The following is a 23,187-nucleotide window of genomic DNA, read 5'->3' as shown; positions in this document are numbered from 1 at the left end:
TACACCGTCGTGCCGCGCGGCATCGGCCTCGTGCTCGGCTGCTGCACATTCCCGACGTGGAACGGCTATCCGGGCCTGTTCGCCGATCTGGCCACCGGCAACACGGTGATCGTCAAGCCGCATCCGGGCGCGATCCTGCCGCTCGCGCTGACCGTGCGCATCGCGCGTGACGTGTTGCGCGAAGCGGGCTTCGATCCGAACGTCGTCACGCTGCTGGCCACCGCCCCGAACGACGGCGCCCTCGTCCAGCAACTGGCCCAGCGCCCCGAGATCAAACTGATCGACTTCACGGGCAGCACCCAGAACGGCACCTGGCTCGAGCGCAACGCGCACCAGGCGCAGGTCTACACCGAAAAAGCGGGCGTCAATCAGATCGTCATCGACTCGGTCGACGACATCAAGGCGGCCGCGCGCAACATCGCGTTCTCGCTGGCGCTGTACTCAGGCCAGATGTGCACCGCGCCGCAAAATATCTACGTACCGCGAGACGGCATTCGCACCGCGGAAGGCACGCTCAGCTTTGACGATGTCTCCCAGGCGCTTGCCGGCGCGGTGCAAAAGCTCGTCGCCGATCCGGCCCGCGCCGTCGAACTGCTCGGCGCGATCCAGAACGAAGGCGTCGTGCAGCGCATCGACGAAGCCGCCGGGCTCGGCCGCGTTCTCGTCGCGAGCCAGACGCTCGACCATCCGTCCTTTCCGGCCGCTCGCGTGCGCACACCGCTCGTATTGGAACTCGACGCCTCGACCGACCGCGCCCAGTTCACGAGAGAATGGTTCGGGCCGATCTCGTTCGTCATCGCGACGGACTCGACCGCGCAGTCACTCGACCTCGCTGGCGACATTGCTGCCGAGCACGGCGCGCTAACGCTGGCGGTCTACAGCACGGACGACGCCGTGCTCGACGCCGCGCACGAAGCGTCGATTCGCGGCGGCGTCGCACTGTCGATCAACCTGACCGGTGGCGTGTTCGTCAACCAGTCCGCGGCTTTTTCGGACTTTCACGGCACCGGCGCCAACCCGGCCGCGAATGCCGCGCTTGCCGATGCCGCTTTCGTCGCCAACCGCTTCCGCGTCGTTCAAAGCCGCGTTCATGTTGAACCGAAAGCGGCGCCCGCGGTAGCTGGCTGAACGGCATAAGAAGGCTTCAGCACAACGCACGACTTCGTCCTATGCCGTTCGGCGGATGGACCGAGTCGTGCGCTCTGTCTAACATCAGACATCGGATCGGCATCACGCGCCGACGCTAGTCGAGCGACCGTGCCCATCGGCCAAAGAGAGTTTGAGGAGACACCCCATGTCATATGAAGCGATCCGGCTGGACATCGACTCATCGAGCCACGTCGCCACCATCACGCTGAACCGCCCGGACAAGCTCAACAGCTTCACGCGCGCGATGCATCAGGAACTCGGCGCGGCACTCGACCAGGTCGAAAAGTCCGGCGCACGTGCGCTCGTGCTCACCGGCGCGGGACGCGGCTTCTGCGCCGGCCAGGATCTCGCCGACCTCGATTTCACGCCCGGCGCGATGACCGACCTCGGCGCCGTCATCGATGAATACTTCAATCCGTTGATCCGCCGTCTGCAAGCGCTACCGTTTCCGGTGATCGCCGCGGTCAACGGCACGGCCGCCGGCGCGGGCGCCAATCTCGCGTTGGCCTGCGACCTGGTGCTCGCAGCTCGCTCCGCGAGTTTCATCCAAGCGTTCGTGAAGATCGGCCTCGTGCCGGATTCGGGCGGGTCGTGGTTCCTGCCGCAACGCGTTGGCATGGCACGCGCGCTCGGCCTCGCGATCACCGGCGACAAGCTCAGCGCCGACACAGCCGAAAGCTGGGGCTTGATCTGGCAAGCGCTCGACGACGCCGAACTGGCTCCGGCCGCGGCAAAACTCGCGGCCCAGCTTGCCCAGCAACCGACGCGCGCGATCGCCGCGATCAAGCAGGCGATGCGTGCCGGCACAACGCAAACGCTCGACCAGCAGCTCGATCTCGAGCGTGATCTGCAGCGCCAACTAGGCGCCTCGCACGATTACGCGGAAGGCGTGCAGGCATTTATCGAAAAGCGCGCGCCGCGCTTCGAGGGGCGTTGAGATGTCCACGCAAACCACCCGCCCCGACCAGATGACTGCCGACGAACTCGCCCGCGCGACAGCTGCCGCGATGTACGAAAACGACGCCTGCAGTCGCGCGCTCGGGCTCGAGATTCTCGAAGTGCGCCCCGGCTATGCGCGGCTGCGCATGGCGGTGCGCGACGACTTCCTGAACGGCCATCAGATCTGCCACGGCGGCCTGATCTTCACGCTCGCCGATTCGACCTTCGCGTTCGCCTGCAACACCTACAACATCAATACGGTTGCCGCCGGCTGCTCGATCGAATACCTCCGGCCGGTTTACGGCGGCGACGTTCTGAGCGCCGAAGCGGTCGAGCAGACATCGAGCGGGCGCACTGGCATCTACGATATTCGCGTCACGAATCGCGCCGGCGAGACCGTCGCGATGTTTCGCGGCAAGTCGGCGCAAATCAGGGGCAACCTGATTCCCACCGGCGACTGACATTGAGCGGCGGCAAGCCAGAGCCGCCCTCGCGGACAACTGTCTGCGTGGCTCTCTGACGCCAACGCGTTACATATCAAACTCAGATACTGAGGCAGCAAGGAGACATTCGATGAGCACCGCTCTTCCGCTCGATCCGATCGAGACCGCCAGCCGCGACGAGCTCGCCGCGCTCCAACTTGAACGGCTCAAATGGTCACTCACCCATGCGTATGAAGATTCGCCGGTGTACCGGCGCAAGTTCGACGAAGCCGGTGTTCATCCGGGCGATGTCAAGTCGCTCGCGGACCTCGCGCGCTTTCCGTTCACGACGAAGAAGGATTTGCGCGACAACTATCCGTTCGGCATGTTCGCGGTGCCGCCGGAGCAGATTTCGCGAATCCATGCATCGTCTGGGACGACCGGCAAGCCGACCGTCGTCGGCTATACGGCGCGCGACATCGACACGTGGGCGAATCTCGTCGCCCGTTCGATACGCGCCGCCGGCGCGAAGCGCGGCGACAAGGTGCACGTGAGCTACGGCTACGGCCTCTTCACGGGCGGCCTCGGCGCGCATTACGGCGCCGAGCGCGCGGGGCTCACCGTGATTCCGTTCGGCGGTGGTCAGACCGAAAAGCAGGTGCAGCTGATCCAGGACTTCCGGCCGGACATCATCATGGTGACACCGAGCTACATGCTGTCGATCGCCGACGAACTCGAGCGCCAGGGTATCGACCCGGCTAGCTGCTCATTACGCATCGGCATCTTCGGCGCTGAGCCGTGGACCAACGAAATGCGCGAGGCGATCGAAAAACGCATGGGCATCGACGCGGTCGACATCTACGGTCTCTCCGAAGTGATGGGCCCGGGCGTCGCCTCGGAGTGCATCGAGACCAAAGACGGCCCGACGATCTGGGAAGACCATTTCTATCCCGAGATCATCGACCCCGAAACGGGCGAGGTGCTGCCCGATGGCGAACTCGGCGAACTCGTGTTCACGTCGCTGACTAAAGAAGCGCTGCCGATCATCCGCTACCGCACGCGCGATCTCACGCGCCTGCTGCCGGGCAGCGCCCGCACGATGCGGCGTATGGAAAAAATCACGGGCCGCTCGGACGACATGATGATCGTCCGTGGCGTCAATGTGTTCCCGACGCAGATCGAAGAGTTGCTGCTCAAGCAGCACGCGCTCGCGCCGCACTATCAGATCGTACTGACGAAGGAAGGGCCGCTCGACGTGTTGACGCTGAACGTCGAACCGTGCCCCGAAAGCGCGCCGGATATTTCCGCGCTAACCACCGCGAAAAACGCGCTGGCGTACGACATCAAGGCGCTGATTGGCGTAAGCGCGGTGGTGAACGTGCTGGCCGTGAATGGGATCGAGCGCTCGGTGGGCAAGGCGCGGCGGGTGGTCGACAAGCGCAGTTCGGGGCTCTAAGTCAGGCAACGCGCAGCGTAAGAGCCCAACAAAAAACGGCGTCACGCACGGATCCTGATCCGAACGTGACGCCGATTTCCACGACTTCTATTAGCGGCTTCGCGGCAGCCTCCAACCCGCCTCCCGAAAACCGCCGTAACTCAAACGGCAGTCACGCTTCCGCCTGCGCCCCACCGCCTCACGAATTCGGCAGCAGCAACCACATCCGGCCACCCTGCTTCATCTTGCCAGCCAGATCACCGGCACCGTCGCCGAGGCCCCAGAAGTAGTCGGCGCGCACGCCGCCTTTGATCGCGGTGCCCGTGTCCTGCGCGAACACGAGGCGGTTCATCGGCGAGTTCGTCAGCGGCCGTGTGGTCTGCAGGAACACCGGCGTGCCGAGCGGAATCGCGCTCGGGTCGACCGCAATCGAGCGCTCCGGCGTCAGCGGCACGCCGAGCGCGCCGATCGGGCCGTCCGCGCCGCCGCTCGGCATACTTTCGGCCGACGGCATCTCGCGAAAAAACACGAAGCGCGGATTGGTGTCGAGCAATCCATCGACGCGCGTCGGATTCGCGCGTGCCCATGCCTTGATGCCCTGCATCGTCGCCTGCGCGGGTGTGATCTCGCCATGATCGAGCAGCCAGCGCCCGATCGACTTGTACGGCTGATCGTTGGTACCGCCAAAGCCGACGCGCATCACACTGCCGTCTTCCATCACGATGCGCCCGGAGCCCTGCACCTGCAAAAAGAATGCTTCGATCGGGTCGTCGACCCACACGAGTTCGTTGCCGCTGAGCGCGCCCGAGCGTTCGAGTTGGGCACGCGCCGGCAACGGCGCCCCCGCGCGATAGCCGGCGGGCCAGCGGTACAGCGCGGTCTGATATACCCCATGCCGCGTGCGCGAGCCCCGCAGCAGGGGCTCGTAGTAACCGGTGACCAGACCGTCGAGCGTGCCGTCGCTATTCGCGAGCTGGAACGGCGTGAAGTAGGCTTCGAAGAAGGCGCGCGCGCCGGTGACGTCGAGATCGTCGATTTGCGCGGCGGCCGCGCATGCACGCGACCAGTTCGGCTGACGCGCGAGCCTCGTGCAGTTTTGCCGCAACGCGGCCGTCGCGCCGATCAGCGAGTCGTCCTGCCAGCCCGGCACCTGCTGCCACGCAACCGCGGTCAAGCGCGACGACGCGATCTGGCCGGGGATGATCGCCGCGCCGCTCGGCGGCGAAGGCCGGAGCGCGCCGCCGCCGCCGCAGGAGGCAAGCAACACCGCAACCGACAATGCACCGACCCACGCGCCGGCTCGGCGGACAAAACGCATACAATGTTCGTTCTTGATGGAAACCGCCATGTCTGATTTGTTTGACGAATACCCGATGCTCATCTTCGCGCTGGAATCGCTGCTCGCGCTGTTCCTGCTCGTCTTTATCGTTGTGTGGACGTCGTCTGGCAAGAAAAAAGCGCGACGTGCCAAGCCGGCGGAACGGTCCCAACAGCAAAAGCCGCAGTGACCCTGACCGGCGGGTTGCATACGGAACCGCGCAACCCCTCGTGCATCAAGCGCTCGTCTGAGCGCTCATCCAACCACCCACTCAACTGCCCGCTGCGCCGCGCGCCGACACGAACTCATTAAAGACCGCGCAACACCGCGCCGGTTCAATGCAACGTTCGCGGCATGCGCAACACGAACTCCGGCACCGGCGCCTCGAAGCGCTCACCATCCTCCGCCACGCAGAAGTAATCGCCGCGCATCGTGCCGACCGGCGTCGCGATCACTGCCCAACTCGTGTATTCGAAATGCTCGCCCGGCTTGAGCAGCGGCTGATGACCGACCACGCCCAGACCTTTGACTTCCTGGACGGTGTTTTCGCTGTCGGTGATGATCCAGTGACGCGCGATCAACTGTGCGGGCACCTGGCCGGTGTTACGGATGGTCAGCGTGTAGGCAAAGGCGTACTGGCGACGCTCCGGGTCCGATTCTTCGGGCAGGTAGTGCACCTGCGCCGAGACGCTGAATTCGTACTGGCTCATCCTGATTCCGATCTGATCAAACGGGCTGTGAAAAATCGTGGAAGGCCCGAACGCCAATGGTCTGCGGGTGCAGCGGCGATGCGGCGCTCATGGAATGGCATTCTGCTTGATGCGCGGCATGGCCGCAACCAGATACGCCTTTCGGCCAGCAGTGTCTAAGACGTTGGGACACGGCTGCTTTGCCGCGCCCAGTCTCCATGTCGTTTTTGCGCCGGCACTTTGCGAAGTTTCATCGCGCGATTCCGCCACGCCGACCGCGCGGCCAGCACCCCGGTCTGCACGCGCAAAACCGGTAAAATGGCGCTTTCCCGCTTGCATCGGCCCCTGTCATGACGCAATTTCGCATCGCCCCCAGCATTCTCTCCGCCGACTTCGCCCGCCTGGGCGAGGAAGTCCGCAACGTCGTCGCCGCCGGCGCCGACTGGATCCACTTCGACGTGATGGACAACCACTACGTGCCGAACCTGACCATCGGCCCGCTCGTATGCGAAGCGATCCGCCCGCACGTGGACGTGCCAATCGACGTGCACCTGATGGTGCGTCCCGTCGACCGCATCGTGCCGGACTTCGCGAAAGCCGGCGCGAACCTGATCAGCTTTCACCCGGAAGCGTCGGATCACATCGACCGCACCCTGTCGCTGATCCGCGACCACGGCTGCAAGGCCGGCCTCGTGTTCAATCCGGCGACGTCGCTGAACTATCTCGATCATGTGATGGACAAGGTCGACCTCGTGCTGATCATGTCGGTGAACCCGGGCTTCGGCGGCCAGTCGTTCATCCCCGAGGCGCTCAACAAGTTGCGCGAAGCGCGCAAACGCATCGACGCGTACACCGAGCGCACCGGCCGCGACATCCACCTCGAAGTGGACGGCGGCGTGAAGGTCGACAACATCGCGGAAATCGCGGCGGCCGGCGCGGACACGTTCGTGGCCGGCTCGGCGATCTTTGGCCAGCCCGATCACAAGGTCGTGATCGACAAGATGCGCGCCGCCCTCGCGACCGTCCAGCGTTAAAAACCAGCGCCTCATGACCACTTCGTATCCCGCCCCGACGTTTACCGGCGCGCGCCTCGAAGCCGCGATCATCGACCTCGACGGCACGATGATCGACACGGCCGACGACTTCACCGCCGGCCTGAACGGTATGCTCGCTCAGCTCGACGCGGAGGAAACGACGCGCGAGGAAGTGGTCGGCTACGTCGGCAAGGGTTCGGAGCATCTGATCCGCAGCGTGCTTGCGCCGCGCTTCGAAGCCGAGCACGCGCAAGAGCGCTTCGACGAAGCGCTCGCGATCTATCAGGCCGAGTACGCGAAGATCAACGGCGTGCACACGCGGCTTTATCCAGACGTCGAGGCCGGTCTGCGCGCGCTGCGCGACGCGGGCCTGAAGCTCGCCTGCGTGACCAACAAGCCGCACCGCTTCGCGCTCGAATTGCTGCAGCAGTACCGGCTTGCACCGTATTTCAGCGTCGTGCTCGGCGGCGACAGTCTCGCGAAAAAGAAACCGGACCCGCTTCCGATGCTGACCGCCGCCGCGCAGCTCGGCGTCGAGCCGAGCGCCACGGTGGCGATCGGCGACTCGGAAAACGACGCGCTGGCGGGCCGCGCGGCCGGCATGGCGACGCTGACCGTGCCCTACGGGTACAACCACGGCCAAGCTATACAAACGATAAAATCCGATGGTATAGTTGCCTCGCTGCTCGACGCCGCCAGGGCGATCGCAGCGCATCAATCCACGACTTAACAGTCCTTCATCCTCATGTTTCTGAATAAAAAACGGAGTCTGATTAGCATCGACCGGGGAGCCTGGCCCTGGCGTCGCTGGTCGCGCTAACCTCGCCTGAGGTACGCTGAAGCTCGTCTTCGGCAACCGTTTTTTACTTCGCTGCGCTCACGCGCTTTTTCCATCGATCTGTTTTTGCGCAGCTGCATCGGCTGATTGAGCCTGCGCGTACCCGCAAGGTACCGTTGCTCACCCGCACCGCTAGCGCGCGCCGATGGAAGACCCGCGCCGGTCGGTATCATTGTGTCGAGAACGTCGACCCACGCCCTGACCGGAGGCGCTTAGCCCCGCTTTGCCCGTCGCTTGCTGCCGCCGGACCACCGTACAGGATCGGAACATGACCGAACTCGAATTCCAGTCCCTCGCCAACGAGGGTTTCAACCGCATCCCGCTGATCGCCGAAGCGCTCGCCGACCTCGAGACGCCGCTGTCGCTGTACCTGAAGCTCGCGCAGACCGAGCGCAACGGCGCGAACTCGTTCCTGCTGGAGTCGGTGGTCGGCGGCGAACGCTTCGGGCGTTATTCGTTCATCGGCCTGCCGGCGCGGACTCTCATGCGCACGCGCAACGGCGTGTCGGAAGTGGTCCGCGACGGCAAGGTCGTCGAGACGCACGACGGCGATCCGCTCGCGTTCATCCAGCAATTCCAGGCGCGCTTCAAGGTCGCGCAACGCCCGGGGCTGCCGCGCTTCACGGGCGGTCTCGCCGGCTATTTCGGCTATGACGCCGTGCGCTATATCGAGAAGAAGCTCGCGCACAGCGCGCCGAAAGACGACCTCAATCTGCCCGACATCCAGCTGCTGCTGACCGAGGAAGTCGCCGTCATCGACAACCTCGCCGGCAAGCTCTATCTGGTGGTCTACGCAGACCCGACCCAGGCTGAGGCCTACACGAAAGCGAAGCACCGTCTGCGCGAACTGCGCCAGCGGCTGCGCGTCACCGTCGAGCCGCCCGTCGTGTCGGCCAGCGTACGCACCGAGATCTACCGCGAGTTCGCGAAAGACGATTACCTGGCGGCCGTGCGCAAGGCGAAGGAATACGTCGCCGCCGGCGAACTGATGCAGGTGCAGGTCGGCCAGCGCCTGATCAAGCCGTACCGCGACAATCCGCTGTCGCTGTATCGCGCGCTGCGCTCGCTGAATCCGTCGCCGTACATGTACTACTACAACTTCGGCAACTTCCACGTGGTCGGTGCGTCGCCGGAGATTCTGGTGCGCCAGGAAAAGCGCGGCGAGGACCGTATCGTCACGATCCGCCCGCTGGCCGGCACCCGTGCGCGCGGCAACACGCCCGAGCGCGATGCCGCGCTTGCTACCGAGCTGCTGAACGATCCGAAGGAAATCGCCGAGCATGTGATGCTGATCGACCTCGCGCGCAACGACGTCGGCCGCATCGCGCAGATCGGCTCGGTGGTCGTGACCGACAAGATGGTGATCGAGAAGTACTCGCACGTGCAGCACATCGTCAGCTCGGTCGAAGGCAAGCTCAAGAACGACATGACCAATTTCGACGTGCTGCGCGCCACCTTCCCGGCCGGCACGCTGTCGGGCGCGCCGAAGGTCCGCGCGATGGAGCTGATCGACGAGCTCGAGCCCGTCAAGCGCGGCCTGTACGGCGGGGCGGTCGGCTATCTGTCGTTCACCGGCGAGATGGATCTGGCCATCACGATCCGCACCGGCGTGATCGCGAACGGCAATCTGTATGTGCAGGCGGCCGCGGGCGTGGTCGCCGATTCGGTGCCCGAATCCGAATGGCAGGAGACCGAGAACAAGGCACGCGCGGTGATGCGCGCCGCCGAGCAGGTCCAGGACGGCCTCGATAGCGACTTCTGACCGGAGACACACCATGCTGCTCATGATCGACAACTACGACTCGTTCACCTACAACCTGGTGCAGTACTTCGGCGAACTCGGCGAAGACGTGTGCACCTATCGCAACGACGAAATCACGCTCGACGAAATCGCCAGGCTGAACCCCGAGCGCATCTGCCTGTCGCCGGGCCCGAGCAATCCGCAACACGCGGGCATCACGCTCGACGTGCTGCGCGAATTCGCCGGCAAGACGCCGATTCTCGGCGTGTGCCTCGGCCATCAGGCGATCGGCGAGGCGTTCGGCGGCCGCGTCGTGCGCGCGCAGACCATCATGCATGGCAAGGTCAGCACGATCGAAACCGACTGCAAGGGCGTATTTGAAGACCTGCCGAAGCATTTCACGGTGACGCGCTACCACTCGCTCGCGATCGAACGCGAATCGCTGCCCGACTGCCTCGAAGTATCGGCATGGACTGAAGACGGCGAAATCATGGGCGTGCGCCACAAGGAACTGGCCGTGGAAGGCGTGCAGTTCCACCCGGAATCGATCCTGTCCGAACACGGCCACGCGCTGCTCGAAAACTTCGTCAAGCAGTCGAAGCTCGCCGTCGCCGGCAAGGCCTCGAGTCACGCGGCGTCCCGCAATGCCTGACACAAAGGGAGACGAGATCATGTCCATTACGCCCCAGGAAGCCTTGCAGCGGACCATCGAGCACCGCGAGATTTTTCACGACGAAATGCTGCACCTGATGCGCCTCATCATGCGCGGCGAACTCTCGCCCGTGATGTCGGCGGCGATCATCACCGGCCTGCGCGTCAAAAAAGAGACCATCGGCGAAATCACCGCGGCCGCGACGGTGATGCGTGAATTTGCCCGGCACGTCGACGTGCAGGACAACTCGAACTTCGTCGATATCGTCGGCACCGGCGGCGACGGCGCGCACACGTTCAACATTTCCACCGCGACGATGTTCGTGTCGGCCGCGGCGGGCGCGAAGGTCGCAAAGCACGGCAATCGCGGCGTATCGAGCAAGTCGGGCAGCGCGGACGTGCTCGAAGCGCTCGGCGTCAACATCGATCTGCAGCCGGAGCAGGTCGCGGCATCGATTGAGGAAACGGGCATGGGCTTCATGTTCGCGCCGAACCATCATCCGGCGATGAAAAACGTCGCGCCGGTACGCCGGGAACTCGGCATCCGCACGATCTTCAATATCCTCGGGCCCCTCACCAATCCGGCCGGCGCGCCGAATCAGCTGATGGGCGTGTTTCACCCCGACCTCGTCGGCATTCAGGTGCGCGTGATGCAGCGCCTCGGCGCCAAACACGTGCTCGTCGTGTACGGGATGGACGGCATGGACGAAGTGTCGCTCGGCGGCGCCACGCTGGTCGGCGAGTTGCGCGACGGCGAGATCCGCGAGTACGAGATCCATCCGGAAGACTTCGGCATGCAGATGGTGTCGAACCGCACGCTCAAAGTCGCCGACGCGGGCGAGTCGAAGGTCATGCTGCTCGACGCGCTCAGCAACAAGCCCGGCGTCGCGCGGGAAATCGTCACGCTGAACGCCGGCACGGCACTCTATTCGGCGAACGTCGCGGCCACGATCGCGGACGGCATCGAGCTCGCGCGCGAAGCGATCGCGAGCGGCAAGGCACGCGCGAAGGTCGACGAACTGGTGCGCTTCACCCAGCAATTCAAGCAGTAATCACGTAGCGAGACATTTATGAGCGACATCCTCGACCGCATCATCGCGGTCAAACGCGAAGAAGTCCGGGCGGCCGAGCAAAGCGTGCCGCTCGAAGAACTGCGGCTCGAAGCGTCGTCGCGCGATCTCCGCGACTTCGTCGGCGCATTGCGCGCCAAGCACACGGCGGGTCGCGCCGCGGTGATCTCCGAAGTGAAGAAGGCGAGCCCGTCGAAGGGCGTGCTGCGCGAGCACTTCGTGCCGGCCGACATCGCGCGTTCGTACGAGAAGCACGGCGCGGCGTGTCTGTCCGTGCTGACCGACGTGCAGTTCTTCCAGGGCAGCGTCGCCTATCTGCAGCAAGCGCGCGCCGCGTGCCAGTTGCCGGTGATACGCAAGGACTTCATCGTCGATCCGTATCAGGTTGTCGAAGCACGCGCGATGGGGGCCGACGCGATCCTGCTGATCGCCGCCGCGCTCGAAACCGCCGAGATGCAGGACCTCGAAGCGCTCGCGCATTCGCTGGGGCTCGCGGTGCTCGTCGAAGTGCACGACAGCGATGAACTCAAGGAAGCGCTGACGCTGAAGACGCCACTGATCGGCATCAACAACCGCAATCTGCGCACCTTCGAAACCTCGCTCGACACGACGCTCGGCATGCTCGACGCGATTCCCGACGATCGCATCGTCGTGACCGAATCGGGCATCCTGTCGCGCGACGACGTCGAGCGCATGCGCGCGCGGAATGTGCATACCTTCCTCGTCGGCGAAGCGTTCATGCGCGCGGACGAGCCGGGCGTGGAACTCGCGCGGATGTTTTTTTGAGCGTCGTATCGACGTATCCGCGTATCGGGCGCAGAGAAATCCACGCAACGAGGACACCCAGCATGGGCATGGAACGCGAAATCAAGCTGGCGCTGCCGGCTTCGCAGGTGCAGGCGGCGACGCAGTGGTTCGCCGCGCGCGCCGGCAAGAACGGACGCGCGATCAAGCTCGTGAACATTTACTTCGATACGCCGCAGTTGACGCTGGCGTCGTCAAAGAGCGCGCTGCGTCTACGGCAGACCCCGGACGGCTGGCTGCAGACCTTCAAGACGGTCGGCACGGCGACGAACGGCTTGCATAGCCGGCACGAATGGGAATTGCCGGTCGCGGGCGCGAAGCTCGAAATCGAATCGTTGCTGAGCGCTTGCGACGAACCCGCCGCCGCGGATGCACTGAAACAGGCCGCGCCTGCGCTGATCGAGCTGTTCCACACCAATTTCACGCGCACGCTATGGCTGCTCGACTCCGACGGCGCTCAGATCGAGGCGGCGATCGATCAGGGCGACGTGCTTGCCGAAGTCGACGATGAAGCGCGCCGCGCGCCGATCTCGGAGATCGAGCTCGAACTGAAATCGGGCGACGAAGCGGCGCTTCACACGCTCGCCGCCGAACTCGGCAAACGGATTGCCGGCCTCGCGCCGGATGACATCAGCAAGGCGCAGCGCGGGTATCGGTTGCGCGCCAGGTGAGCGCGTTGCCCGAAACCCGCCGCACCTCATGCGCTCGCTTGCCGCAACTTGAGCTAGTCCGCGTTTGCTGCGACACTTCCCCGCCATGACCTCCGCTTCCCGCACCCGCTCCAGTTTGCCGCAGGCATCGCTGTTCGACGATGTCGCGCCCGCCCCGTCCGCCGCCGCCCCCACCACCGCCCCGCCCACGCTCGAAGCACAATTCGCCGCGCTACCCGCGGCCTGGCGCGCGCACCTGAAACCCTTCATCGACAGCGACACCTACGCGCCGCTGTGCCGCTTCGTCGACGGTGAGCGTACCGCCGGCAAAACGATCTATCCGGCCGACGTGTTCCGCGCGCTCCGCCTGACGAGCCCCGACGAAGTGAAAGTCGTCATCCTCGGCCAGGACCCGTACCACGGCGAAGACCGCGGCACGCCGCAGGCGCACGGTCTCGCGTTTTCGGTCGCGCCGCACGTGCGGCCGCCACCGTCGCTGCGCAACATCTTCAAGGAAATCGCCGCGAGTCTCGGTCACCAGACGCCGCAGCACGGTTGCCTCGACAGCTGGGCCAAACAGGGCGTGCTGCTGCTGAACACGGTGCTGACCGTCGAGCGCGACAGCGCCGCGAGCCACGCGAAACGCGGCTGGGAGAAATGTACCGACACGCTGATCCACGAACTCGCGACGCGGCATCAGAACCTCGTCTTCATGTTGTGGGGCGCGCATGCGCAGGCGAAGCGCGCGCTACTCGGCGGCAAGTCGCACTATGTGCTGGAGGCGCCGCATCCGTCGCCGCTGTCCGCGCATCGCGGCTTTCTCGGTTGCGGGCATTTCGCGAAGGCGAACGAATATCTGTTGCAGCACGGCCGGGAGCCGATCGACTGGCGACTACCGGACGACGCGCAAATGCTTGCGTAAGAGCGTCGTCGTCAGAAGATTGCGATACACAACGAAAACGCCACGGAGGGTGAACCCATCCGTGGCGTTATTCTTTTCACCGCTCGCGCCGCATCGAAGCTGCGCAATGCGGCAGGACAAACCCGCTTAAACCGCGGCGATCGCTTCGCGTGCCGAGCTCAGCGCGGCGTTCGCGGCGTCCGGGCCCAAGTTCAGGCCTTCGGCGTAGATGAAGTTCACGTCGGTCAGGCCGAGGAAGCCAAGGAAGCTCTTCAGGTACGGCGTCTGGCTATCGTTCGGCGTGCCGAGATACTTGCCGCCGCGCGCCGACACGACGTGGACCTTCTTGCCCGTCACGAGGCCTTCCGGGCCGTTCGCGGTGTAACGGAACGTGATGCCCGCACGTGCGATGAAGTCGAAGTACGTCTTCAGTTGCGACGAGATGCCGAAGTTGTACATCGGCGCACCGATCACGATGACGTCGGCGGCTTGCAGTTCGGCGATCAGCGCTTCGCTGCGTGCGGCGATGGCGGCCTGTTCCGGGGTGCGCTGGTCGGCCGGCGTGAAGAACGCGCCGAGCACGGCGTCGTCGAGGTGCGGCAGCGGTTCGGCTTGCAGATTACGGACGACGACTTGCGCGCCCGGATTCGACTGTTGCAGCTTTTCCGTCAGCTCGTTGACGAGAAGCGTCGAGTTCGCGCCTTGCGAACGGGCTGCCGAGTTGATTTGCAGGATCGTGGTCATGGTTGACTCCAGTAGGGGGCGCGCAGTGTTGCGCGAGTGAAGCCATTGTGTTTTTTTACCGGCCGGCGAAAAAGCCGTCCGGCGGCGAAGGATTGTTGCATGGGTAGAACAATCAACCGCCCTCCTCCGCCGATTGACGACGGGACAGGCGACGATCGGTGGACCGCCCGGTGCGGCCCACCACCACGCCGATCACTTCGTCAGCCAGCGCTCAAGGGCTTTGCGCGCGCCGGGACGGTGATCGCTGACCGTGAGCTTGTAGCGGGCCACTTCGGGACCGTCGAGCTTCACCTGCGCGACGCGCAGCTCGTCGCGGCGGAACGCGTGCACGTCGACTTTCGCGCCCGGCTGATAGCGCGACAGCAGAGCATCGATATTCCCGCCGGTCACGCGCAGACCATCGATCGCGATCAGCACGTCGCCAGCGGAGAGGCCGGCCTTCTGCGCGGCGCTGCCCTCGTGCACGGTCGCGAGCGCGCAATCCGCGCCGCCGCGTAGCCGCACGCCGAGCGACGGCTTGCCGTTTTTGTCGACGTCCGGCGCGAGCGCCACGCCGAACGGCGCGAGCAGCGCGTCGAGCGGCAGATCGCGCGTGCCGCGCACGCCCTCGGCGAACAGTTCGGCCAGTTGCGCGCCGCTCGCTTCCGCGAAAATCGCCTCGATCTCGCTTTCGTCGACGCCGACCGGCTTGCCTCGATAAAATTCACGGCCAAAGCGCTTCCACAGCAGACGCATCACGTCGTCGAGCGATTTCTGGTGGCCGGTCTGCGCGCGGATCGTCAGGTCGAAGGCGAGCGCGATCAGCGAGCCCTTCGTGTAATAGCTGACGATCGCGTTCGGCGCGTTCTCGTCCTGCCGGTAGTACTTGACCCACGCATCGAACGAGCTTTCGGCGACGCTCTGCTTGAGGCGCCCGCTGCCGCGCTGCACCCCGCCGATCACCTTGCCGAGCAGGCCGAAATAGTCGTCCTGCGAGATCACGCCGCTGCGTACGAGAATCAGGTCGTCGTAATACGACGTGAAGCCCTCGAACAGCCACAGCATCGACGTGTAGTTTTCGACGCCGAGGTCATACGGCGCGAACTCGGCCGGCTTGATCCGCTTCACATTCCACGTGTGGAAATACTCGTGGCTGCACAGACCGAGATAGGTCCGGTAGCCCTCGCTCATCGGCTCGCGGCCCTGCACCGGCAGATCGGTGCGATTGCAGATCAGCGCGGTCGACGCGCGATGCTCGAGCCCGCCGTAACCGTCGGTGACAGCCTGCGTCATGAACACGTAGCGCTCGACCGGCGCCTTCTTCGACTTCGGTTCGAACAACGCGATCTGCGCTTCGCAGATGCGCTTCAGATCCTTGCACAGACGCTCCATGTCGAGCCCGATCGCGCGACCGCCGATCACGACGTCGTGCGGCACGCCGTGCGCCTTGAACGTCGCGAGCGCGAATTCCCCGAGCGTCACAGGATGGTCGATCAGTTCGTCGTAGTTCTGCGCGCGGTATTCGCCGAAGCCGTAGCGCTTCGTGCCGCGCGCTTCCGGCAGCGCGGTCGCGACGCGCCAGCCGCGATACGCGGCGCCCTGCGGCTTCTGGATATCGACCACGCACTGCGCGTCCTCATGGCCGAGCGGCGACAGGAACACGCTGGTGCCGTTGAAAAAGCCGATCGTGTCGTCCAGATGCGCGGCGCGCACCGACAGGTCCCATGCGTACACCTCGTAGCGCAGCGTCAAGGCTCCCTTGACCGGCGCGGCCTGCCACGTGTGCTTGTCGATCTTCTCGACGCGCACCTTGCGGCCCGCGTCATTCACCGCGCGCAGCGTGACGATGTTGCGCGCGAACTCGCGCACCATGTAGCTGCCCGGAATCCACACCGGCAGCATGAAACGCTGACCGGCCGGATCGGGATCGGCGACGGTCACGGTGACTTCGAACAGGTGGGCGGCGGGGTTACCCGGAACGATGGTGTAGCGGATCGGCTTCATCGGCGGCGCTTGGGAGTGTCAGGAGAGTGAGGCGGAGAAGTTCGGGGCTCGATGCGAAAGGAGGCGCTGCGTGCGCCTCCTTCAGTTTGAACGTTGCATCTGTTGCGCGCCCGGGGCGGGCGTGGCGCTGTGGCCAGCGCGCTGTTCAGTGCACGGCCGACAGTTCCTTGTCGAGCCGATCTGCCGGCACCGCGCCGGGCAGGCGGCGACCGTCGGCGAGAAACACCGTCGGCGTGCCTTCGACGTTCATCGAACGGCCGAGCGCGAGGTTCTTGTCGATCGCGGCGGTGTCGCAGGTGGCGGCGGCGGTCGGCGCCTGACGGTCCTGCATCCACGATTCCCACGCCTTCGCGCGATCGGCCGAGCACCAGATCGACTTCGACTTGGCCGTCGAATCGGGCGACAGCACCGGGTACAGGAACGTGTAGACCGTCACGTTGTCGATCGACAGCAGCGTTTTTTCGAGCTGCTTGCAGTACGGGCAGTTCGGATCGGAGAACACCGCGATCTTGCGCGCGCCGTTGCCGCGCACGACCTTCACCGCGTTGCCGAACGGCAGGCTCGCGAAGTCGATGCGGTTGGTTTCCGACAGGCGTGCCTCGGTCAGATTCTTGCGCGTCTTCGAGTCCACCATGTCGCCGAGCATCAGGTAGTCGCCGCTCGCATCGCTGTAGACGATCTGCGTGCCGAGATTCACTTCGTACAGGCCCGCGATCGGTGTCTTCGACACGCTTTTGATCGTCACGTCGGAAAGACGGGTTTGCAAGGTGGCCTTGAGCTTGTCGGTGGTCTGGTCGGCCTGCGCCGAGCAGCCGAGCATAGCGGCACCGATCGCGAGCGCGGCGGCGGCGATGCGGAAGGTCTTTTTCATGCTGGAGTCCTGGAGTCAGTCGCGCACCTGCGCGTTTTTTACGTTCCGGCCGCGAGTTTCGGCCGCCTATCTGTTCAATCAGGCTCGATCAGGTTCGATCGGGGGTCGGATAAGGGGCGGATCGCAGCGCTTCGATCCGGTCATGATACCTGTCCCGGGCGCCGGTGACCGGCCATCGGCTATCCGCCCGACGCCTCGTCGCGGTTTACCCCAGCGCGGCCGACACCAGCCAGCGCTTGATGAATGGCTGCGCGCCGACGAACGCCATGCCGGTATTGCGCACGGCGCGCGCGAGCGGACCGGGCACCGAGAACAGTTTCTGCAGGCCGTCGGTGGCGATCATCAGCGCGCGAATGTCTTCGCGGCGCGCGCGTTCGTAGCGACGCAGCAGCACCATGTCGCCGAGATCGCGGAACGACTCCTTGTCGCCGATCGTGCTCGCGAGCGCGGCGACGTCGCGCAAGCCGAGGTTCATGCCCTGTCCTGCCAACGGATGGATCAGATGTGCGGCATCGCCAACCAGCGCGACACGCGGGGCGACGAGCCGGTCCACGGTCTGCAACGCGAGCGGGAAGCCCTGCGCGGGCGTCACGCAGTCGAGCGCACCGAACTGTTCACCGCTCACGTGCTCGACTTCGGCGGCGAGCCGCTCGGGATCGAGCGCGAGCAACTGCTCGGCGTGTTCGGTGCGCGCCGACCAGACCAGCGACACGTGGCCGTCCGGCATCGGCAGCAACGCGATGATCTCGCCGTCGCGGAACCACTGATACGCGGTTTCGCCGTGCGGCTTCGCAGCCTTGAAATTGGCGACCACACCGATTTGTCTGTAGTCGCGGCGCACCATCTTCGAGCCGATCTGCGCGCGCACCCACGAGTGCGCGCCGTCCGCGCCGACTACCAGATCCGCTTCGAGCACGCTGCCGTTCGCGAGGCCGACGCTCGCGTTGTCGACGGAGAAATCGAGCGCCTGCGCGCGCGCGTCGAACCACGTGAGGTTCGGCTGGAAGCGCAGCGCGGCATCGAGCGCGCGCTCGATCACCGACGACTCGACGATCCACGCAAGTTGCGGTACCGATGCCTGAAACGCCGAGAAATGCAGCTCGGCGTGCGCGTCGCCGTAGACGCGCATGTCGTAGACGGGACCGAGCCGTGTGTGATCGAGCGCCTGCCAGACCCGCAGCCGTTCGAACAAGGCCTGCGAACTCGACGACAACGCATAGACGCGCGAGTCGAAGACAGCACCGGCGGGCAGCGCCGCGCAAGGCTGCGCGAGCAGTGCGACGCGCAGTCCGGCTTGCGTGAGCGCGAGCGCCGCGGTCTTGCCGACGAGCCCGCCGCCGATCACGGCGGCATCAAAGGTCTGGTGGTGTGCGTTCATGCGCGCATTATAGCCGCGGGGGGTGCGGGGGACGGATCGACGGGCGCGCCGTTGGGCGCTGTGCGCGGGGTCTCGCGGGCTCGTGCCGGACATGGTGTCTGGGGGCAGAGCCTGAGGTTGTCGGCCGGGACTGTGCGAGTCTGATGCCGACCGCTCGCGCAACCCGCACTTCATGCGTTGGCGGCCACGCGCATTTGAGTCCCGGGCCGGTGGCCGCGCGGCCTCGATGCGTCGTGCTAATGCGTCGCGGCGCTTGCCGCGAGCGCCGCGTTCGCCTCGCGCATGCGCATGAAGTCGCGATTGGACGAGAGGTTGCGCCACGCGGCCGCCTCGAGCTCCGCCTTGCGACCGCGCTGATCGCTGCGGACCGCGCAGTCGGGGAACACGCGGTCGAACACGCGCCACAGCGAGTCGTAGTCGTTCTTATCGGCGAACCGCGCGATGTCGGCGTGATCTTCGTGCGACAGGTGGGTCGTCAAACAATCGATGGTCTGCCGGTCCGTGGTGGCTTGCGCTTCGTCGAAATTCGGCGCGACCCATGTCGCGACCGAGCCCACCACGACCGCGGCGACGACGCCGATCCCAACCCATCTGATGAGTCCCACGTTGCTCCCCCGGAAATTGAGCTCTGCCGGCTTTGAACTGACGATTCTACAGTGGCTTCGGGCCAATGCGCCGGCGGGTCCGCGCGGGCGAACGGGTTACAATTGCGCTTTGCGTGAAAACTCGCACTCAATCGTCGAGCCAACGCCCCGATTCGGTGTTTTGTCCGCTCCGCTGAGCCTGCCGCGCCCCACCTTACGCGAAGGCTTTCCGAATCCGCGCGCAGCGTCGAGCGCATCACGCAACCTACTGATTCACTGAAGGATTTCCATGAGCCTCAAATGCGGCATCGTCGGCCTGCCCAACGTCGGCAAGTCCACCCTGTTCAACGCGCTGACCAAGGCGGGAATCGCCGCCGAAAACTATCCGTTGTAACGATTGGGTCAACGTCCGCTTTGTTATCAGATAGTTAGAGGCTGTCTCGGGGATTGAGAGACAAATCAAGTACAAAAATCTGGGCGCACCTGTCTGCTGAATACAGCAGATTCACAATGTTAACAAGTAGGTACGTCGGCTGTCACCTAACACAGAGATACTGGAATCGCCGACATCCACTGGCACGACCTACGGCATACGGCCATTACTCGATTGGCGCAGAAGCTGCCGAACGTCATCGAACGGGCCGCTGTCTCGGGCCACCGCAGCTTGGCGATGTTGAAGCGGTACTACCATCCGTCGGCAACCGAGTTGGCTCGAAAGCTAGGTTGATACATTTTACGGGGCGACGCTCTCGGGGCGTCCTCAGTTCCGCCGCTTCCTAAGATGTCTTGGTCAGGTGGATCGCACACCAGCCAACACGTGCGCCTTGTTCATCGCATAGTCCAGCAAGACCACGCCGTCGAACGACGTGCAAAAGTGATGCGCGAATACCGAATCGTGCACTGACCACGCCGCCGACCCGCTGAATCCCTGCAACACGATCAACAGCCAGACATCTTCGACGCGTTTTCTGTACGCCGCAACCTTGCGTTCCTTTCTATCAATCGTGGCTTGTACATCCGCTGGCGATGCCACCGGAACCCACCATGCACTCACCGGCTGCCACCGAGAGCGTGGACAATTCGGATGATGGTGCAGCCAGACGGACGTGAACAGATCGGACTCGAAATCCGTACCCTCTTCCAGCCTTGCGGCGAACACACCGGTAGGTATCGACGGAATCCGTGAGCCTACTATCGCAACGAGGTTGGTCGCTGCCGCATCTTGGTCTTTCGGCCTCAGCGCCGCGTGCTCCCGAAAGACCACCTTGACGTCAAGACAGTCCGCATTGACGTCTTTCAGGAAGCCTATTTGGGCTTTCTCGCAAATCAATCTGCGTGTTTCCTCGACGGCCCGCACGTCACTACGTATCAGTTCAGTCACTTCGACGCCATATCGACCTGCGGGACCTAGAACAAGAATGTCCGGTTCTTCGCTCGTTGCATCCACGGTTCCATGAGGCCAACAAGTCAGCAACGCTTGCGCACGCTCGAAGAAGATCGATTCAGCAAGCTTTCTGCGTTGTGTCTTCGTCAAGCTCACCCAGCACCCTTCTCGGTTGCGTGCGGCATACGACTTTGAACCGCCAATGCAAACGTCGTCGCGAAATTCACCGCGAATGTCGCGTCAGCAGCGGTCAAGTGTGACGCATCTCGCATCCGGTCCCAAGTAAAATTCCCTGCCATCATGCGATGAACAATCGGAACGACCGACTCGAAACGAATCAGGTCGTTGACGTTAATCGCGAGGGCAAGCATCAGCGAGATACGCTCGCTTCTTGATGCGGTGCCGTCCACATACCTTTCGATGTCGCGGACCAACCGTGCAGCAGGATCGTCGTACCGCAAGCCAGACGACAGGCTCATAGTGTTGCGCCGCCGAGAAAGCAGCACGATCAGTTCGCCGGTTGCGATGTCAACCGCTTCGGCGCTATGTCCGAATGCGGCTTCCAGTTCTTCTTCCAGCAGACCACGTTCAGCGAGTTTCAGCCGCTCCCGCACGGCGGTCGATGTCACTAGATCGGTGATGGAAATGTCGCTAAACCTGACACCGAAAAAGCGTTCCGCTGCGATGTCGAAGAAATCTTGCGCGTAGCCTAGCATTCGACGCGCGTCCGTCTTATCAGGAATCAGTCCATAGTGCTTGAAATTTACGCGTGCCTTGTTGAGTTCTATCAGCTTCGCGCGAAACGGAACATATTTACTCTCATCTTGATCCGCTGCCGCATCAATGTAGTCCATGCACTTGATGAACTCATCGGGGATTTTCTGTCCCGCGACGGGTCGATCTTTCATTACAGCACGCAAAAAAAGCTCGACGGCATCCTGTGCAATCGACACCGCGAGACCGATATGAACAGTGTCATTGCGGACAAGATATGTTTCCGCTTCCGCGTACAGGGCGCGACAAAGCACGACTTGGTGAAGCTCCATATATCTTCCAATGGAAACGCCGACCGCCGATCTTACAATGACGTGTGAGCAAAACCCGAACGCTTTTCTTTTATGAGATCAGAGATGGAAGTAGAAGCAACGTTTCCCCACGTAACCAAGAACGATCTTTATGCCGCGCTGGTTCAGATTGGCGTCGAGAAGGGCTACATTGTCATCCCTGAGTTCCGGGTGCATCTGGACAATGGCAAACGAAAAAAAAACATAGACTTGGTTTGGGTCACCCGAAAAACCAACATGGCCGCTCATCAGGATCGACCAAGTTTGGATTACTGGAACCTGCATGCTACGTTCGAGATCGAATCGTGCGATGTGCGCAATATTCCGGGCAAGGAGTTCGACCGACACATTCGCGACCTTCCAACCATCCAGAACCCCGGGGCCACGGTACCAATTACCCACTTCATAACTTTGTACACAACCGCGCACGACCGGAACTGGAATTTTCGACGAGACGTTGAAGCCGATATAAGCGAACGGAGAGGCTGGGCTAAAGGCGCCAGCATTTCGGTTGTCGATGGTCGCGATCTCACCGTTGTCCTAGCTATGCCTGTCGCGGGCAACCCGTAAGCTTACGAAGCAACGGTTCCGCGAACTCGAAGCCTCGCAACTGCGTCAGCCATCGTTCAGGGATTTCATCGACGCCGAAGCGAATTCCCGCCAACCCACATGCGACCGCCGCTGTCGTGTCTGTATCCGATCCGAACAGGATCGCAGTTCGCGCAACGTCTTCAAACGAATCTTCTTTCAGCGCCTTCCGGGCCGACCAAATAGTATCAAGCACGTAGCCGGTGCCGCATGGCTGATCGGTTTTCCCGAACCGTCTCAGCACGTCCAGTTCGTTGAGAAAGTCGTTCCGGCGGTGCGGTTCGGGCCAGATACGATAGATTTCTTCGAGACGTTGATCGGCCCACGACCAAGGGTCGGCCACCTTTCGCGAGTATCCGCGTGCCGTGAGACAGTAAAACGCGCAAGCGACCAATGAACGTGGGTGTGCGTGCGTCGGCAACGATTGAAGATGTGCGTCGCCGACCAATGCGTCATCGGGACCGGTGTGCCACAGGGCCAGCGGCAATACACGCATCAGGGACCCATTACCATTGTCACGTTCAGTAGCGCCACCCGATTCTCGGGCTGGTACGCCGTCACGAAGCCTACGAATGGCGCTGGCGGTCTGGATTCCGCAGTCGAACACATCGCCATCGACCGCCATGTATCCGTCGTCAAGCCAGCTTACCAATCGGCGCGAAAAATCGGTCAGCGAGAAGAGACCACATTCTTGCAAGCTCGCTAACAGGCAAAGTGCCTGTGCCCCATCATCCGACCACGTGCCCACCGGCACGCCCGCGTGCGACTTCCTGAATCCCGAAGGCGGTTGCATCTCGATCTGATCGCGCGGTGGAAGCAGGCTTGGCGTCTTAAACTCGAAACTCACGCCTAACGCGTCGCCCACAAGTACGCCGATCAGTCCGGCCACACGCGCGTCCGCGCATGGCCGCAGCCTGAGAAACCCTTCGTTGTTGTTCATCTGATCTCCC

Annotated in this window: 25 protein-coding genes and 1 pseudogene (1 of these 26 only partly in view); 16 read left to right on the top strand and 10 right to left on the bottom strand. The window is 63.6% G+C overall.

The window, feature by feature from the left end; all coding sequences use genetic code 11:
• The 4 genes from paaN to paaK all read left to right on the top strand — a co-directional run.
• Positions 1-1,128 carry the 3' portion of a phenylacetic acid degradation protein PaaN gene (gene paaN / locus OKW38_RS20830; RefSeq protein WP_429362899.1) on the top strand. Its footprint begins 573 nt before the window's first position, so 1,128 of the gene's 1,701 nt are visible here — the last part of the coding sequence; the start codon falls outside the window, past its left edge; its stop codon occupies positions 1,126-1,128.
• Positions 1,129-1,294: 166 nt separating this feature from the next.
• Complete coding sequence (paaG, locus tag OKW38_RS20825; protein WP_429362898.1) at positions 1,295-2,086, top strand: 2-(1,2-epoxy-1,2-dihydrophenyl)acetyl-CoA isomerase PaaG; 792 nt, start codon at positions 1,295-1,297, stop codon at positions 2,084-2,086.
• A gap of 1 nt (position 2,087) precedes the next feature.
• Positions 2,088-2,549 carry a hydroxyphenylacetyl-CoA thioesterase PaaI gene (gene paaI / locus OKW38_RS20820; RefSeq protein WP_090802007.1) on the top strand — a complete coding sequence of 154 codons (462 nt, stop codon included), beginning with the start codon at positions 2,088-2,090 and terminating at the stop codon, positions 2,547-2,549.
• A 112-nt stretch (positions 2,550-2,661) separates the two neighbouring features.
• On the top strand, positions 2,662-3,966 hold the full coding sequence (gene paaK, locus OKW38_RS20815) for a phenylacetate--CoA ligase PaaK (protein ID WP_090802009.1): 1,305 nt from the start codon (positions 2,662-2,664) through the stop codon (positions 3,964-3,966).
• A 178-nt stretch (positions 3,967-4,144) separates the two neighbouring features.
• On the opposite strand, the gene mltA is transcribed toward paaK, so the two are convergent.
• On the bottom strand, positions 4,145-5,263 hold the full coding sequence (gene mltA / locus OKW38_RS20810; protein ID WP_429335361.1) for a murein transglycosylase A: 1,119 nt from the start codon (positions 5,261-5,263) through the stop codon (positions 4,145-4,147).
• 16 nt (positions 5,264-5,279) lie between these two features.
• Here mltA and OKW38_RS20805 point away from each other — a divergent pair, with 16 nt between their 5' ends.
• The gene (locus OKW38_RS20805; protein WP_167368587.1) at positions 5,280-5,453 is read left to right on the top strand and encodes a hypothetical protein; all 174 of its coding nucleotides are present in this window, start codon (positions 5,280-5,282) and stop codon (positions 5,451-5,453) included.
• 145 nt (positions 5,454-5,598) lie between these two features.
• Here OKW38_RS20805 and apaG read toward each other — a convergent pair whose 3' ends face one another.
• Entirely contained in the window at positions 5,599-5,973 is a 375-nt protein-coding gene (gene apaG, locus OKW38_RS20800; RefSeq protein WP_184009102.1) for a Co2+/Mg2+ efflux protein ApaG, read from the bottom strand.
• 329 nt (positions 5,974-6,302) lie between these two features.
• On the opposite strand from apaG, the gene rpe reads away from it, so the two are divergent.
• The 8 genes from rpe to OKW38_RS20760 all read left to right on the top strand — a co-directional run bounded on the left by rpe (position 6,303) and on the right by OKW38_RS20760 (position 13,662).
• A complete protein-coding gene (rpe, locus tag OKW38_RS20795) occupies positions 6,303-6,986 on the top strand; it encodes a ribulose-phosphate 3-epimerase (protein WP_018420129.1) in 684 nt (227 codons plus the stop codon).
• A 13-nt stretch (positions 6,987-6,999) separates the two neighbouring features.
• Positions 7,000-7,716 carry a phosphoglycolate phosphatase gene (locus OKW38_RS20790; protein WP_184065695.1) on the top strand — a complete coding sequence of 239 codons (717 nt, stop codon included), beginning with the start codon at positions 7,000-7,002 and terminating at the stop codon, positions 7,714-7,716.
• 376 nt (positions 7,717-8,092) lie between these two features.
• Positions 8,093-9,586, top strand: a complete 1,494-nt coding sequence (trpE, locus tag OKW38_RS20785) for an anthranilate synthase component I (protein WP_429362897.1) — start codon at positions 8,093-8,095, stop codon at positions 9,584-9,586.
• A 13-nt stretch (positions 9,587-9,599) separates the two neighbouring features.
• Positions 9,600-10,217 carry an aminodeoxychorismate/anthranilate synthase component II gene (locus OKW38_RS20780; protein ID WP_090802015.1) on the top strand — a complete coding sequence of 206 codons (618 nt, stop codon included), beginning with the start codon at positions 9,600-9,602 and terminating at the stop codon, positions 10,215-10,217.
• Between the two features lie 19 nt (positions 10,218-10,236).
• Positions 10,237-11,268 (top strand): anthranilate phosphoribosyltransferase, encoded by a 1,032-nt coding sequence (trpD, locus tag OKW38_RS20775; RefSeq protein WP_429362895.1) that lies wholly within the window; start codon positions 10,237-10,239, stop codon positions 11,266-11,268.
• 18 nt (positions 11,269-11,286) lie between these two features.
• Positions 11,287-12,072, top strand: a complete 786-nt coding sequence (gene trpC, locus OKW38_RS20770; RefSeq protein ID WP_429362893.1) for an indole-3-glycerol phosphate synthase TrpC — start codon at positions 11,287-11,289, stop codon at positions 12,070-12,072.
• Positions 12,073-12,134: 62 nt separating this feature from the next.
• The gene (locus OKW38_RS20765) at positions 12,135-12,761 is read left to right on the top strand and encodes a CYTH domain-containing protein (protein WP_090802018.1); all 627 of its coding nucleotides are present in this window, start codon (positions 12,135-12,137) and stop codon (positions 12,759-12,761) included.
• 85 nt (positions 12,762-12,846) lie between these two features.
• Complete coding sequence (locus OKW38_RS20760; protein ID WP_429362892.1) at positions 12,847-13,662, top strand: uracil-DNA glycosylase; 816 nt, start codon at positions 12,847-12,849, stop codon at positions 13,660-13,662.
• Positions 13,663-13,788: 126 nt separating this feature from the next.
• Here the strand turns inward: OKW38_RS20760 and OKW38_RS20755 are convergent, their stop codons facing one another.
• The 5 genes from OKW38_RS20755 to OKW38_RS20735 form a co-directional block, all read right to left on the bottom strand.
• Positions 13,789-14,385, bottom strand: a complete 597-nt coding sequence (locus tag OKW38_RS20755) for an FMN-dependent NADH-azoreductase (RefSeq protein WP_429335366.1) — start codon at positions 14,383-14,385, stop codon at positions 13,789-13,791.
• A 192-nt stretch (positions 14,386-14,577) separates the two neighbouring features.
• Positions 14,578-16,368: a M61 family metallopeptidase gene (locus OKW38_RS20750; protein ID WP_429362891.1), complete on the bottom strand. Its 1,791-nt coding sequence runs from the start codon at positions 16,366-16,368 to the stop codon at positions 14,578-14,580.
• A gap of 145 nt (positions 16,369-16,513) precedes the next feature.
• Entirely contained in the window at positions 16,514-17,239 is a 726-nt protein-coding gene (locus tag OKW38_RS20745) for a DsbC family protein (protein WP_090802025.1), read from the bottom strand.
• A 205-nt stretch (positions 17,240-17,444) separates the two neighbouring features.
• The gene (locus OKW38_RS20740) at positions 17,445-18,617 is read right to left on the bottom strand and encodes a UbiH/UbiF family hydroxylase (RefSeq protein ID WP_429362890.1); all 1,173 of its coding nucleotides are present in this window, start codon (positions 18,615-18,617) and stop codon (positions 17,445-17,447) included.
• A 236-nt stretch (positions 18,618-18,853) separates the two neighbouring features.
• Entirely contained in the window at positions 18,854-19,222 is a 369-nt protein-coding gene (locus OKW38_RS20735) for a hypothetical protein (RefSeq protein WP_429362888.1), read from the bottom strand.
• A gap of 268 nt (positions 19,223-19,490) precedes the next feature.
• Between OKW38_RS20735 and OKW38_RS20730 the strand changes: the two are divergent.
• Positions 19,491-19,589: pseudogene (locus tag OKW38_RS20730) on the top strand (GTPase); the annotation flags it as partial.
• Between the two features lie 171 nt (positions 19,590-19,760).
• Positions 19,761-19,928 (top strand): tyrosine-type recombinase/integrase, encoded by a 168-nt coding sequence (locus OKW38_RS20725; RefSeq protein WP_429363791.1) that lies wholly within the window; start codon positions 19,761-19,763, stop codon positions 19,926-19,928.
• A 63-nt stretch (positions 19,929-19,991) separates the two neighbouring features.
• Here the strand turns inward: OKW38_RS20725 and OKW38_RS20720 are convergent, their stop codons facing one another.
• Entirely contained in the window at positions 19,992-20,741 is a 750-nt protein-coding gene (locus OKW38_RS20720) for a hypothetical protein (RefSeq protein ID WP_429362887.1), read from the bottom strand.
• Positions 20,738-21,631, bottom strand: coding sequence for a hypothetical protein (locus OKW38_RS20715; protein WP_429362885.1), 894 nt, complete (start codon positions 21,629-21,631; stop codon positions 20,738-20,740). Before OKW38_RS20715 ends, OKW38_RS20720 begins: the two co-directional genes overlap by 4 nt.
• An 84-nt stretch (positions 21,632-21,715) precedes the next feature.
• Between OKW38_RS20715 and OKW38_RS20710 the strand changes: the two genes are divergently transcribed.
• Complete coding sequence (locus OKW38_RS20710; RefSeq protein WP_429362883.1) at positions 21,716-22,219, top strand: hypothetical protein; 504 nt, start codon at positions 21,716-21,718, stop codon at positions 22,217-22,219.
• On the opposite strand, the gene OKW38_RS20705 is transcribed toward OKW38_RS20710, so the two are convergent.
• Positions 22,194-23,177 carry an ADP-ribosylglycohydrolase family protein gene (locus tag OKW38_RS20705; RefSeq protein ID WP_429362882.1) on the bottom strand — a complete coding sequence of 328 codons (984 nt, stop codon included), beginning with the start codon at positions 23,175-23,177 and terminating at the stop codon, positions 22,194-22,196. The two genes, OKW38_RS20710 and OKW38_RS20705, sit on opposite strands and share 26 nt — an antisense overlap.
• Between the last annotated feature and the right edge of the window lie 10 nt (positions 23,178-23,187).

Origin of the sequence: Paraburkholderia sp. MM5496-R1, from assembly GCF_050436205.1 — a bacterium.
In the GTDB taxonomy this organism is placed as follows: Bacteria; Pseudomonadota; Gammaproteobacteria; order Burkholderiales; family Burkholderiaceae; genus Paraburkholderia; species Paraburkholderia tuberum.
The sequence above is the reverse complement of the archived record's forward strand: the minus strand, read 5'-3'. Positions and strand labels throughout refer to the sequence as shown.